General features: G+C 48.2%; 13 protein-coding genes and 1 pseudogene. 10 read left to right on the top strand and 4 right to left on the bottom strand.

Translation table 11 applies throughout. From position 1 onward, the window contains the following. Window positions 1–10 precede the first annotated feature (10 nt). From miaB to ACOZB4_RS10520, 5 genes are all read left to right on the top strand, one after another. The gene (gene miaB, locus ACOZB4_RS10540; RefSeq protein ID WP_379404616.1) at window positions 11–1,570 is read left to right on the top strand and encodes a tRNA (N6-isopentenyl adenosine(37)-C2)-methylthiotransferase MiaB; all 1,560 of its coding nucleotides are present in this window, start codon (window positions 11–13) and stop codon (window positions 1,568–1,570) included. Window positions 1,571–1,670: 100 nt separating this feature from the next. Next, window positions 1,671–2,120, top strand: a complete 450-nt coding sequence (locus ACOZB4_RS10535) for a RicAFT regulatory complex protein RicA family protein (RefSeq protein WP_076324921.1) — start codon at window positions 1,671–1,673, stop codon at window positions 2,118–2,120. A 162-nt stretch (window positions 2,121–2,282) separates the two neighbouring features. Further along, window positions 2,283–3,068 carry an NUDIX hydrolase gene (locus tag ACOZB4_RS10530; RefSeq protein WP_071220157.1) on the top strand — a complete coding sequence of 262 codons (786 nt, stop codon included), beginning with the start codon at window positions 2,283–2,285 and terminating at the stop codon, window positions 3,066–3,068. Window positions 3,069–3,138: 70 nt separating this feature from the next. Beyond that, window positions 3,139–3,696, top strand: a complete 558-nt coding sequence (locus ACOZB4_RS10525; protein WP_379404614.1) for a cysteine hydrolase family protein — start codon at window positions 3,139–3,141, stop codon at window positions 3,694–3,696. 57 nt (window positions 3,697–3,753) lie between these two features. Continuing rightward, window positions 3,754–5,208, top strand: coding sequence for a nicotinate phosphoribosyltransferase (locus ACOZB4_RS10520; protein WP_339273603.1), 1,455 nt, complete (start codon window positions 3,754–3,756; stop codon window positions 5,206–5,208). Between the two features lie 79 nt (window positions 5,209–5,287). On the opposite strand, the gene ACOZB4_RS10515 is transcribed toward ACOZB4_RS10520, so the two are convergent. Next, window positions 5,288–6,088, bottom strand: coding sequence for a hypothetical protein (locus ACOZB4_RS10515; RefSeq protein ID WP_379404612.1), 801 nt, complete (start codon window positions 6,086–6,088; stop codon window positions 5,288–5,290). Between the two features lie 206 nt (window positions 6,089–6,294). On the opposite strand from ACOZB4_RS10515, the gene ACOZB4_RS10510 reads away from it, so the two are divergent. Then, on the top strand, window positions 6,295–7,293 hold the full coding sequence (locus ACOZB4_RS10510; protein WP_379404610.1) for an NADPH:quinone oxidoreductase family protein: 999 nt from the start codon (window positions 6,295–6,297) through the stop codon (window positions 7,291–7,293). A 92-nt stretch (window positions 7,294–7,385) separates the two neighbouring features. Further along, window positions 7,386–7,913, top strand: coding sequence for a hypothetical protein (locus ACOZB4_RS10505; RefSeq protein ID WP_379404608.1), 528 nt, complete (start codon window positions 7,386–7,388; stop codon window positions 7,911–7,913). Between the two features lie 211 nt (window positions 7,914–8,124). Here the strand turns inward: ACOZB4_RS10505 and ACOZB4_RS10500 are convergent. Together ACOZB4_RS10500 and ACOZB4_RS10495 are read right to left on the bottom strand one after the other, a co-directional pair. Further along, window positions 8,125–8,343: pseudogene (locus tag ACOZB4_RS10500) on the bottom strand (transposase); the annotation flags it as partial. A 252-nt stretch (window positions 8,344–8,595) separates the two neighbouring features. Continuing rightward, window positions 8,596–9,114 (bottom strand): MogA/MoaB family molybdenum cofactor biosynthesis protein, encoded by a 519-nt coding sequence (locus ACOZB4_RS10495; protein ID WP_379404604.1) that lies wholly within the window; start codon window positions 9,112–9,114, stop codon window positions 8,596–8,598. A gap of 107 nt (window positions 9,115–9,221) precedes the next feature. On the opposite strand from ACOZB4_RS10495, the gene ACOZB4_RS10490 reads away from it, so the two are divergent. The 3 genes from ACOZB4_RS10490 to ACOZB4_RS10480 all read left to right on the top strand — a co-directional run bounded on the left by ACOZB4_RS10490 (window position 9,222) and on the right by ACOZB4_RS10480 (window position 12,168). Further along, window positions 9,222–10,274, top strand: a complete 1,053-nt coding sequence (locus ACOZB4_RS10490; protein WP_379404602.1) for a CobW family GTP-binding protein — start codon at window positions 9,222–9,224, stop codon at window positions 10,272–10,274. Between the two features lie 127 nt (window positions 10,275–10,401). Beyond that, the gene (locus tag ACOZB4_RS10485) at window positions 10,402–10,740 is read left to right on the top strand and encodes a four-helix bundle copper-binding protein (RefSeq protein WP_076324913.1); all 339 of its coding nucleotides are present in this window, start codon (window positions 10,402–10,404) and stop codon (window positions 10,738–10,740) included. A 207-nt stretch (window positions 10,741–10,947) separates the two neighbouring features. Then, window positions 10,948–12,168, top strand: coding sequence for an ROK family protein (locus ACOZB4_RS10480; protein WP_379404599.1), 1,221 nt, complete (start codon window positions 10,948–10,950; stop codon window positions 12,166–12,168). Between the two features lie 129 nt (window positions 12,169–12,297). Here ACOZB4_RS10480 and ACOZB4_RS10475 read toward each other — a convergent pair whose 3' ends face one another. Beyond that, window positions 12,298–12,456: a hypothetical protein gene (locus tag ACOZB4_RS10475; protein WP_379404597.1), complete on the bottom strand. Its 159-nt coding sequence runs from the start codon at window positions 12,454–12,456 to the stop codon at window positions 12,298–12,300. Between the last annotated feature and the right edge of the window lie 313 nt (window positions 12,457–12,769).

The raw sequence follows: 12,769 nt of genomic DNA, 5'->3' as shown, positions 1-12,769 counted from the left end.
GTGACCAAGCATGTCCAAAGAAAGTAAGGACTACTCCAAGTATTTTGATTTTTCAGGAGCCAAAGTTCTCTCGGAAGATGAACACGGGAAGAGAATTCGCATCAATGGCCGGGAAATCAACATCCTTTCGGAGCCTAATCATAGACAGGAAAAACAGCGCGGCAAGCAGAGTGTCGAAGTATTGTATGATACTGAGCTGCCGGAAGAGTTTCGAAGCATCGGAGCTGGCAAGCATTATATTGTGTATACGTTCGGATGTCAGATGAATGAGCATGATTCCGAGACGATTAAGGGATTGCTGGAGCAGATGGGCTACCAGGCAACCGAGGATCGGAAGCAGGCGGATATCATTTTGCTCAATACATGTGCCATTCGTGAAAATGCGGAGGACAAAGTGTTTGGCGAACTCGGCCACCTGAAGCATTTGAAGATCGAAAAGCCGGATATGCTGCTTGGGGTTTGCGGCTGTATGTCGCAGGAAGAATCGGTTGTTAATCGAATTCTCCAAAAGCATGGCTTCGTGGACTTGATCTTTGGTACGCACAACGTACATCGTCTGCCTCACCTTATTCAGGAAGCGCTCTTCAGCAAGGAAATGGTGGTTGAAGTGTGGTCCAAGGAGGGCGACATTGTTGAGAATCTTCCGAAGAAGAGAGAAGGTCTCCGCGGCTGGGTCAACATTATGTACGGCTGTGATAAATTCTGTACATATTGCATCGTTCCATACACCCGCGGCAAGGAACGCAGCCGGCGTCCGGAGGATGTCATTGCTGAGGTTCGTGAATTGGCCCGGCAAGGGTATAAGGAAATTACGCTGCTCGGTCAGAACGTGAACGCCTACGGCAAGGATTTTGAAGATATCGAGTACCGTTTCGGCGATCTGATGGATGATATTCACAAGATCGATATCCCACGTATTCGCTTCACGACATCCCATCCAAGGGATTTCGACGATCATCTGATCGAAGTGCTGGCGAAGGGTGGCAACCTGGTCGAGCATATTCATCTGCCGGTACAGTCGGGCAGCTCCGAAGTGCTCAAAAAAATGAGCCGCAAATATACACGCGAGACGTATTTGGAACTGGCCCATAAAATTAAGAAGGCAATTCCCAATGTAGCGTTTACCACCGACATTATTGTCGGGTTCCCCGGTGAGACCGATGAGCAGTTTGAGGAGACGCTGTCTCTTGTGCGAGAAGTAGGTTATGATGCTGCTTATACGTTCATCTATTCTCCTCGCCAAGGAACACCGGCTGCAGTGATGGAGGATAATGTACCGATGGAGGTCAAGAGCGAGCGGCTTCAACGTTTGAATGCAGCCATTAGTGAGTACAGCCGCCAGAGCAATGATAGGCTGCTTGGCGCTACGGTGGAGGTCCTTGTAGAAGGTGTCAGCAAGAACAATGATTCCATGCTGTCGGGACGCACACGCACGAATAAGCTGGTTCATTTCGAAGGCTCAGCGGATCTCATAGGCAGCTTCGTGAATGTACGAATTACGGATACGAAGACCTGGTATATCAAAGGGGATATGATCCCGAACACGATTCCTGCCTCGGATGCGGTATAATAGAGAAGCACAGCATTCAAATGCAGCATTGGGCTGCGAGCAGAATGCGGCTGGTGCTGCATATTCCCATATAGATGATGAAGAATTGGAGCGATGAACCTTGGCACATGATCATGTTCGTACGAACACATACGGTATGTCAACTTACAACACTCGTGAATTGATTATACGTGACGATATTTTAGCAAAAGCCGGCGAGCTGGCTGAATTAATATCCACCAGTGAAGAAGTTCAGATGTTTAAGCAGGCCGAAGAGAAGATCCAGAACCACGAACGGGTTCAAAACCTGATTAAAACCATTAAGAAAAAGCAAAAAGAAATCGTAGCCTTTGAATCGTTCCAGAACAAGGATATGGTTGCCAAAATCGAACGGGAGATCGAGGAACTGCAAGAGGAAATTGACGGTATTCCGCTCGTGATGGAATTCCAGCAAAGTCAAAGCGATATTAATTATCTTCTTCAGCTGGTTGTGTCCGTGATTCATGATACCGTTTCGGAAAAAGTGAATGTGGAAACAGGAAAAGATACGCCGCCAAGCAGCTGCGGATAGATGAAACGAGGTGCGGAATGGTTCCGCACCTTTTCTATTCTTGCTGCATTATGCACAGAATGAGAATGAATAGGGCATAGTACACTTATAAAGAGGATGAGGTCAGGAAATCCTTGACATCATCTTTAAATATGTCATAATGAAATTATCAAAATAATAGTTATGGTGATGGAAATGACGGATCGCGAACAGGCGCCAAAGAGCAGTGCCAAGAAATACAGAACACCGGATGGTGTACCCGCCGATATCGTGATGTTTACCTTGACGAAGCGGGAACGGAAAACCTTCACCAAGACATTGCCCATACGTGAGCTTAAGGTGATGCTGATCAGGCGAAGATCATGGCCATGTGCGGGGATGTGGGCACTCCCCGGTGGATTTTGCCGTGAGAGTGAGTCTATTTACGATGCCGCCAAACGGGAACTGAAAGAAGAGACCGGGGTGGACGGCGGTCACTTGGAGTACTTGGGCGTGTACAGCGCACCGGGACGGGATCCAAGGGGCTGGATCATCAGCCATGCATTCTATGCGTTGGTAGAAGAATGGATGCTGGAGCACCGCCAGGCTGCCGATGATGCGGAAGAGGTGGGTCTGTTTACTGTAGCGGAGGCTCTGGAGGAGCTGGAGCTTGCTTTTGACCACAGGGATATCATTATGGATGCGTACCGCAAGATTCAGCAGCAAATGCTGCAAACGACAATTGCACGGCAGTTTTTACCGGAGCATTTTACACTGAGTGAGTTGTACCAGGTCATTCAGACCGTCGTGCCCGAGTTCAACGAGCCCAATTTCATCCGCAAAATCACATCGACCCGCAGCAGGCAGGGGATACTGGAAGAAGCCCGTGATGAGAACGGCAAGCCGCTAAATTCCAATCAATATTCCCAACGGCCGGCCCAATTGTATCGTTTTACGGATCATGCACCACTGCTATCGATTTATACGTAGGAATGGAATGGATTCACCCGCTGTTATTTTATCGATCACATTAATCATGTTGAAGAGGAGTGTGTGTCAGATGAAAGCCTTGATCGTGATAGATTTCACGAATGATTTCGTGGATGGCAATCTGCCTGTAGGCGAACCCGCCATCAACATTCAGAACACAATCGCGGAGCTAACCAAGTCATACAGTGATCGTGGTGATTTTGTTGTAATGGCCGTGGACCTGCATGAGCACAATGATGCTTATCATCCCGAAACCAAGCTGTTTTCTCCGCATAACATTCGGGGAACCCGGGGGCGGGAATTGTACGGTGAACTTCAGCAGGTATATGAGGAACGCAAGGACACCATTTATTGGATGGACAAAACGAGATACAGCGCATTTTGCGGTACGGATCTGAACCAGAAGCTGCGGGAACGCGGGATTACCGAAGTCGATCTCGTCGGAGTATGCACCGATATCTGCGTTCTGCATACTGCAGTGGATGCTTATAATTACGGATACCGGATTACGATTTATGAAGATGCCGTCGCGAGCTTTAATCCGGAGGGACACAAGTGGGCTTTAAGTCACTTTCAAGGCAGTCTCGGGGCATCGGTCGTGCGAAGTAAGGAACTTCTTAATCAATAGACAGCTTGAACCACCCGGAAGCCTAGATGAACCGGGTAACAGTGGAGGATGATCGTGATGCTGACAGCAGGATTAGCACTACATACGGACAAATACCAGATCAACATGATGTACGCTCACTGGATTAATGGCTCTCATCGTACGCGTGCGGTGTTTGAGGCGTATTTCCGCAAGCTGCCATTCGGTAACGGATACGCGGTTTTTGCCGGTCTTGAACGGATTGTACATTATATTGAATCCTTGCGTTTCACAGAGGATGATATCGCGTATTTGGCCAAACAGGAAGAGAAGTATAAACCTGAATTTCTGGAGGAGCTTCGCCGGTTCCGTTTTCAAGGGAATATTCATTCCATGAAAGAGGGGGCGCTGGTATTCCCGAATGAGCCGCTCATTCGAGTTGAAGGCACCATTTTTGAAACACAGCTGGTTGAAACGGCACTCTTGAACTTCATGAACTTTCAAACCTTGATCGCCACCAAGGCGTCCCGTATCCGTCAGGTTGCCAGCGGCGATACCTTGCTGGAGTTTGGCACAAGACGTGCACAGGAAGCGGATGCAGCGGTTTGGGGCGCGCGTGCTGCGTATCTGGCCGGTTTCCATGCCACATCGAATATGCTGGCTGGCGAGAAGTTCGGAATCCCGACGAAAGGTACGCATGCGCATTCCTGGGTGCAGACCTTCCGGAGTGAGCAGGAGGCTTTTGATATTTTTGCCGAGGTGATGCCGGATCAAGTGACGCTGCTGGTGGATACCTTTGATACGTTAAAGAGCGGGATTCCCCATGCCATTGTAACAGCGAAGAAGCTGGAGGCCCAAGGGAAGCGGATGAATGCTATTCGTCTGGACAGCGGGGATTTGGCCTATCTGTCGATTCAGGCACGGAAGATGCTGGATGAGGCTGGTCTTCATTATGTTGGCATCGTGGCATCCAATGATCTGGATGAAGGAACGATTCTGGATCTCAAGGCACAGGGAGCTAAAGTGGATACTTGGGGCGTGGGTACCCAATTGATCACGGCAGCCGACCAGCCTGCGCTTGGAGGCGTCTATAAGCTCGTGGAGCGGGAAGTTGACGGCAAGATGGTGCCGACTCTCAAAATTTCGGGCAACCCCGAAAAAGTATCCACACCAGGCAAAAAAGAAGTATACCGCATTATATCCAAGGGAAGTGGCAAAGCGATAGCCGATTACATCTGCTTCCCGGAAGAAGAGATGCCGCCGGAAAACGGGAAATTAAAGCTGTTTAATCCGCTGCATCCTTACATGCGTAAAAATGTAAAGAATTTTGAAGCGGTGTCCATGCTTGAACCGGTGTTCCTGAATGGCGAACTGGTGTATGAGCTGCCGAAGCTTGAAGAGATTCGCAGCTATCATGATGCTCAGCTGGATCAGTTCTGGCCGGAGTATCTGCGGAAACTTAATCCGGAAATATACCGCGTTAATCTGAGTGAAGAGGTCTGGGAAGTGAAACATCGGATGATGGCCGAGTTCATGGAACAGCATGAAGAGTAGGTTATAAAATACAGCAATGAAAAAGACGCTTTCCCAATCTTGACGCTTGGCAGGAGAAGGGGCGTCTTTTTGTACTCGGCTATAGGTCAAGTCGATCCACTATACTTCCGTTTACGTCACGTGCGGTGAGATGAACCTTGTCCTTGTTCTCTAGCATGTCGGGCTGGCTTTCGTAATACCAAATGTACAAATCTTCACTGACATATGGCTTGAGTTGCTGATAAGGTATGGTATGGACCGGCTGACCATTTACTTGGACCTGAAAGGGTTCCTGGCTTCTATATATGCCAAGGACGAGTGATGAATACTTGTCTGTCTTCGAGAATACGGAGGGAGAAGAGGAATCTTCAACAGGAGGGTACAATATTGTTGCAAATGAAGTGTTCCATCCGAACCATCCCTTGGTATAGGTTGATAAATGCAATCCTGTTCCAGGTGTAACCAAGAAAGCATACGCCTTGTTCGGCGATGATTCTGGTTTTATGATTTCAGCATGATCAACCCTAAAAGATGCCTCAAGAAAAGCATGCTCCCCATTGAACACGGCCGCTTCAACTGTGCGGTGTGTGCTCCTGTATTCGTAGATCCCGGTAAACAATAGGAAGAATAGACCGATTAATACGTATACTTTGAGACCAGGCCGGGTAATGATGGGGAATACTCTGAAGATTAGCCGATACAGTGTTAGAATGAGCCCCAAGCTCAGGAAGAACACGAGAAACGAGCCGGCAATGCCTCCTGATTGTATAGGAATACCAAGGGCTTCAAAAAACTGGCTGATCGGTTTATAAACGACCGATAACAGAATTAACGTCACCAAAGTGAGTAAGTACGAGAAGCGGAAGGATGAACGTTTAGATCTATATTCTGAATGCATCATAACTTGGATTTCAACTCCTTCTGGTGATTTTTGTATAAAAGTATTCCTTTTCCATGATAACATAATTTTGACTAATTAAGCCGAGTGCAGGATCATTTCTCGGGAAAGCGCATAAGTCGCCATATTCCTGTATAAAGCTTCGACATATTCATAGTGCAGATCCAAATTGCTTTACAGCACCTAAACTAACCCAAGGAGTGATATGTGTGGACAACGAAACCGAATTTCAGGCCTACGTGCTGCGTCAAGATGAGCAAGGGGTTCGCGGCAGTGTGGAGAACATGAGTTTGAAGCAGCTGCCCGAAGGTGACGTTATTGTGCGGGTATTATACAGCGGGGTCAACTATAAAGACGGTCTAGCCAGCATACCGGAGGGGAAAATTGTCCGTCGATACCCGTTCATTCCGGGTATTGATCTGGCAGGGACGGTTGTGCATTCCGCTCATGCTGATTACAAGGAAGGCGATGGCGTTCTCTGTACCGGTTATGAATTAGGGGTATCTCATGAAGGTGGGTTCAGCCAGTACGCACGGGTTAAGGGAGAATGGCTCGTCCCGTTGCCGCAGGGTTTGTCCCCGCGTGATGCGATGGCTATCGGAACCGCAGGTTTTACGGCTGCATTATCGATAGAGGCCTTGATACGGAATGGACTGCGACAGGAACAGGGGGCCGTTCTAGTTACGGGGGCAACAGGGGGCGTGGGCAGCTTCGCGGTCTCCATCCTCAGTCAATTAGGCTATAGCGTAACAGCATCCACAGGCAAATCAAGTCAGAGGGACTGGCTCTTAAAGCTGGGAGCCCATGAAGTGATATCCAGGGAAGAGGCTGCGGCATCCTCCAAGGGGGCCATCTCTGCCGAGCGATGGGCAGCGGTGGTAGATCCGGTCGGTGGAAACCAATTGGGTTCACTGCTGAAAGGCGTGAAATACGGCGGGAGCGTCGCCATTTCCGGCATGACGGGCGGCGGTGCTTTTGATTCGACGGTGTTTCCGTTTATCCTTAGGGGGATCAATCTTCTCGGAATCGATTCGGTGTATTGTCCTATGGCCTTCCGCCGATCGGTATGGTCGAAGCTGGCCGATGAATGGAAGCCCGCATCTGTTCTTCAAGAAGGAATTACAGAATACGGTCTACACGATCTGCCTGAAGTGCTGAACACCATTCTGCAGGGCAGGGCGGTTGGAAGAAGCGTCATCGCTCTATAATATTACCTTGATTTCTCATACGCATAATGTTCCTCATCCTCAGGCATGCTAAGGGAAGGCAACCTCTGACACCTAAGGAAGGGTGAGTGAACATGAATTACCGCAGAATCGTTACCGCTTTATTGCTTTGTTCCATTCTTGCCATATCGGTCGGTTGTTCCAGGCAGGTGGCCAGGGACGAGGCGCGCTTATATAACATGAGGGCTTACGAGGAAGGTTCCAGGGAGGCCCGGATATCGGGGCGGGGCATGAATGGAAAATTCCTTGCGGATCTCAAGGCCTCATTCAAACAGGTGGGCATGCCGCTGACCAATGAAACCTATGCGGAGGACAACGTAGGCAACATCACGTATCAATACCGGATCAATTATGATGCAAGCCAGTTTATTACCGTGTATGTCTATCAGGATCAAGCGGCCAGGGAAAAAGGGATCAAGGAGATATTCGGCGTTACAGAAGGGGATGCCAATGCGGCCGGCGGGCATAACCTGATCATGAGCGACAAGGAAACGTCCATCGTATATACGTCGACGGGCGACAAAACGGATAACTATTATGACCAGGTCAAAAAAATAGCGCCCTCCCTGCTTGCCAAACATCAACGACGCGCCAGCAGTTAGAGTGGAGAGAAGTAGCTGTCCATAAGTAGGTTTGCTCACTTGACGGGCGGTTCGTCAGATAAAAAATGTGTCAAATGAAGAAATGGCGGTGCTCAGGATGTTATCCTTGCACCGCCATTTCTTGCTTTTCGGTCTGTATCGCTTGCTTGAGTAGATTATGGGCAAGCGAAAGCCATCCGACATAGGCTCACTTTCGTCAGTCCTCGAAGCAGAAATACAAATAATAGTGTTCCAGTTTGGCGATCTGACGAGAGAAATAGATTCGCTGTGTGTAGGCGTAAATGATGACTTTGGTGAGCATCTTGGGATGGTAGCTGTCTCGCCCGCCACCGGGATGGGCAACCGAAAAGATGCGGTCATCCAAGCGGTTGACCGCTTCATGAATGATGCAAACAAGATGATGAGGTGGAATGTCGTCCTCCAAGTCCAGTTTCTTTTCGTATGTCTAATGTGGGGGATCTGCACAACTTAGCGGAGAGGACGAAACGATTCCGGACAAGCGAGAGCGGTCGCCTTTGTCCCCGAATTTCATCCTTGCTTAGAACCGTTCCAAGAAATTTGGGGGCAACAGCGATGGGAGGAACGATTCGTACACGGAGCGTCTCCTAACAGAAAAAGGGGGCATCCCGCCAGATCTAAGAACTTTTGGGACACCCTCTTTAGCATGTTAAATTCGCTGTTATTATGATTTGTGTTTATCCAGCTCATATTTGATGTGCCGCAGCTCAGGCAGCAGAATCCGGTTCATCGCAAGTTTTACAGCTCCGGTCGAACCTGGCATCGAGAAGACGGCTGTGTGGCTTAGCGTGCCGCCGATCGCGCGGCTCAAAATGGCCGCAGACCCAATATCCTCCGTAAAGCTTAGGAAGCGGAAGATCTCGCCGAATCCGGGGAGTTCCTTATCAAGCAGTGAAGATACGGCTTCATAGGTGGTATCCCGGCTCGATATGCCTGTACCGCCGGTTAATAGGACGACATCAATCTCTGGATTGCTGACCGCGGAATAGATCGTTTCACGGATTATTTCATAGTCGTCTTGGACAATGCTGTAAGATACAACGGCATGCCCGGCTTCTTCAAGCAAGCCGATCATCAGTTTACCGCTCTTGTCCGTGTCCTTGGTCCGCGTGTCCGAGACCGTAATCACCTTACAGTTCGCGGAAGCGGGGGATTGCTGTTTATGCTCTTGCGTTGAATTCATAGAAATGACATCTCCTGTAGTAGTTAATGGTGGTGAACTTGCAGTAGTCGGATGAAATGTAGTACACTCGCTAGCATAATCATGATGCACGCAAAGGAGTATGGAACGTGGAGCATGTAACACCCATTTATATTTTATCAGGTTTTCTTGGCAGTGGAAAAACGACATTGCTTAGCCGTCTCATTACCTGCTTCAAGCAGCAGGGCTTGCGGCCGGCCATTGTCATGAACGAAATCGGCGAGGTCAACATTGAAGGGCTTGTCGCCGGTGAAGAGGTACCAACGGCAGAGATGCTAAGTGGCTGTATTTGTTGTACCATTCGATCCGATTTATCATCTGAAATTGCGATGCTGATCCAGCGGGAACAGCCAGATGTCATCGTCATTGAAGCGACGGGGATCGCCAATCCGATGGAAATCCTGGACGCAGCGGCAGAAGCTTCTTTATACATGAGAATCGATGTGAAAAAGCTGATCACCGTCGTGGATGCCGCGCATCTGCTGCATTTGAATATAGAGCAGAAGGGGAAGACCTATCGCTTGATGCAGGAGCAGATTCGCGCCGCCTCGGCGCTCGTCCTCAATAAGATGGATCTGGTGAACGATCAGGACAAAGAGACGATTGAGCAGCTGCTTGAGCGTTGGAACCCGTATGCTCCGATTATCCCTGCGGTACGCTGCGACTTGAATTTTGAAGATCTGCTGCAGAGCGGTTCACATGGACAGAATGAGCATTCGCATGTACATGGTCTAGAGAACAGGGATGTCCATGAACATACATACAAGCAAGAGCACGCCAACAGCCATGAACATGCGCACAATCGTGACCATGCCGACGACCACGAGCATGGTCATGCTCACGATTCTCATGATCATGTGATGTCCTACACCTACTATTTCAGCCATGCGGTAAACAGTGTGGAATTCGAGCGATTCATAGCTGGGCTGCCAAGGGATGTGTACCGGGCTAAAGGCATCCTCACCTTCAATGATACCAACAGCCGGTTTCTATTTCAGTACGCCTTCCGGGAATCCGATTTTATGAAAATTACGCCTCAGGGTCAAGTACCGGATGTGGTGGTATTTATCGGGGAGCACTTCCAGAAGTCGCTGCTGCGAGAGCAGCTTGAAATGCTGGAAGGGAAGATAAGTCGGGCATAAGTCACAGACTTGCCTGATCATTTTTGGGCAATTCTACTGGGGTCTTTCTGGCCCATGTTTGATTCAGAGGGCAGTTCAAAGTTTAATACAAAGGCATAGCGTAATAACTACAAGGAGGATCTACCCAATGTTAAATGAACTCAAATATAAAGAATGTATTGAAGCATGTCTCCAATGTATGAACGCTTGCAATGTATGCTATGTATCCTGTCTGAAAGAATACGAACTGGCCATGCTTCGCGATTGTATAACGCTTGACAGAGAGTGTGCCGATATATGCGCGTTTGCGGCTCAAGCCATGTCACGGAAAAGTCCTTACGTTAAGGAAATTTGCGAACTATGCATCAAGGCATGCCTGGCTTGTGCGGAAGAATGCGGGAAGCATGATCACGAGCACTGCAAACAATGTGCCGACGCGTGCCGGAAATGTGCCGACGCATGCCGCGAAATGCTAAAGCACATGTAAGTTAACTATCGTAGTACGATATAACAAAGCCTGATTTCCGAAGCGGGAAATTAGGCTTTTTAGTTGTAAGTTGAGTGTCTTCAGGTTCGGTGAACTGACTTTTCTCCACGAGATCAACTGGAGGAATTTTACTAACTTCGTATTTTCCCCTATGATAGATGTGCGAGGAAGGTAAGTATAATGAATGGTAAAGAATGAGGTTGTAACATGAATAATTCAGTTGGAAAAAACAATCGGTATGTCCGAAATATGAATCGTATCGGCATTATCGGGCTGCTTCGCGATTATGGCAGTTTAACGAAAGCGGAAATCGCAGCCAAGATGGACTTAACGTTTACAGCGGTTAACAATCTGGTGGAAGAGCTGATGAAGGAGCGATTGATCATTGAAGCCGGGTTATATGATGACTCTAGCCGTGGCAGGAAGCCCAAGCTCATCTCGTTGAATCCCGCCGATAAGTATTCGGTCGGCGTCCATATTACCGCAGCCTCCGTGCGGGCAGCGGTCATTAATTTGCAGGGAGACATGTTGTTCACGAAACATTGCTCCTTTGAAGATAGCGCCAATCGCGGCAGTGTAGTGAATATTATTATATCCACGATACAAGCTGTACTGGACAAGTCAGGCCTGGAGTCCGAAATTATCGGCATCGGCGTAGGGGCTCCCGGACCGCTCGATCCGTTTCAAGGCAAAATTCTGTCTCCGCCCAACTTACCCGGTCTGCATCAAGTACGTTTAAAGGAACTAATCGAGGAGAATACGGAGCTCCCAACCCATGTAGAGAAGGACGCTAACGTAATGGCACTCGGTGAGCTATGGTATGGAAACGGTCGCCATTTCAACAATCTGGTGTACGTGGATGCGGATATCGGGATTGGGAGCGGCCTGATCATCAATCAGAAAATATATCAGGGTTTCCCCTTTGGAGCCGGTGAGATCGGGCATTGTACGATAGATATCAACGGTCCGCGCTGCACTTGCGGTAATGACGGCTGCCTTGAAGCAATGGCGTCGGGGATTGCCATCGTCCGTAGAGTGTGTGAGGAGATAGGACGTGGGACTGAAAGTTCTCTTAGTTCTTATCTAAATGGTGAGAATCAGAATCTGGATGTAGTCGATGTAATCCATGCCGGGCTGGCTGGAGATCCACTAGCTGCCAATATCCTGCATGAATCGGCATGTTATGTCGGTATATCCCTGGCCAATATGATAAATCTGCTTACACCGGAAACCATCATCCTTGGCGGAGTACTGGCTAATCGTTACCCGGATTTCTACAATCATGTTAATGAAACATCCTTTAACAGAAGCTCGTCCAGCTTCCATAATCAGATGGTGCTGCAGCCCTCAGAGCTTGGAGAACATGCGGGCATCATTGGTGCAGGTACGATTGTGTTTGAAAAATATCTGAATGAAATGAGCGATTAGAGGGAAAAGGACTTCTTCACCTTCATTAATATTAAATAAGGTTTAATAATCTGTGAAGCCACTGCCCTAAGTGGCTCTGGATCAACTTCTACAGTAGCTCGACGTTATCAAAGTCCACTAAAGACATGTTCAAGTGGATGTTGGCGCAGGAAACCGGTTACTTTGGAATTCGTAAAAGTTCGTGGCTATGCTCAGATATTGATTTTGGTAAGGCAAATCCGCAGTGTAGTAGGGGAGCAAAAACAGCTCGTTCATCGTCAGATGAACGAGCTGTTTTTGCTTTTTCAATCTGTTTTTGCTATCGAAGTGTACTCATCTTTGTCAAAATCGAGGCTTTGCAGACGCTCTATACAGGTGCTGAGGATTGCAAAACTGATATTAAGTTCTTGTTTAAACGGTTAACCATCTAAACGATATCAAGTGTTGTTGCACCGGGCTATTCGGCATTTAATTACGAAGTATCAAGATTTTATAAATTACGATCAAGAATCTTGAATATCATGATAAAGTTCAACACTTCATTTACTATAAGACCCGGTGGGCCCTCTTCATGGTTCAATGGTTATAGGAAGAAAGTCTAATGTTTATTTGATTATCCATT

Source organism: Paenibacillus sp. NPDC058898, from assembly GCF_049316025.1.
GTDB lineage: Bacteria > Bacillota > Bacilli > Paenibacillales > Paenibacillaceae > Paenibacillus_AQ.
This window is presented reverse-complemented; position numbering and strand designations above follow the sequence as displayed.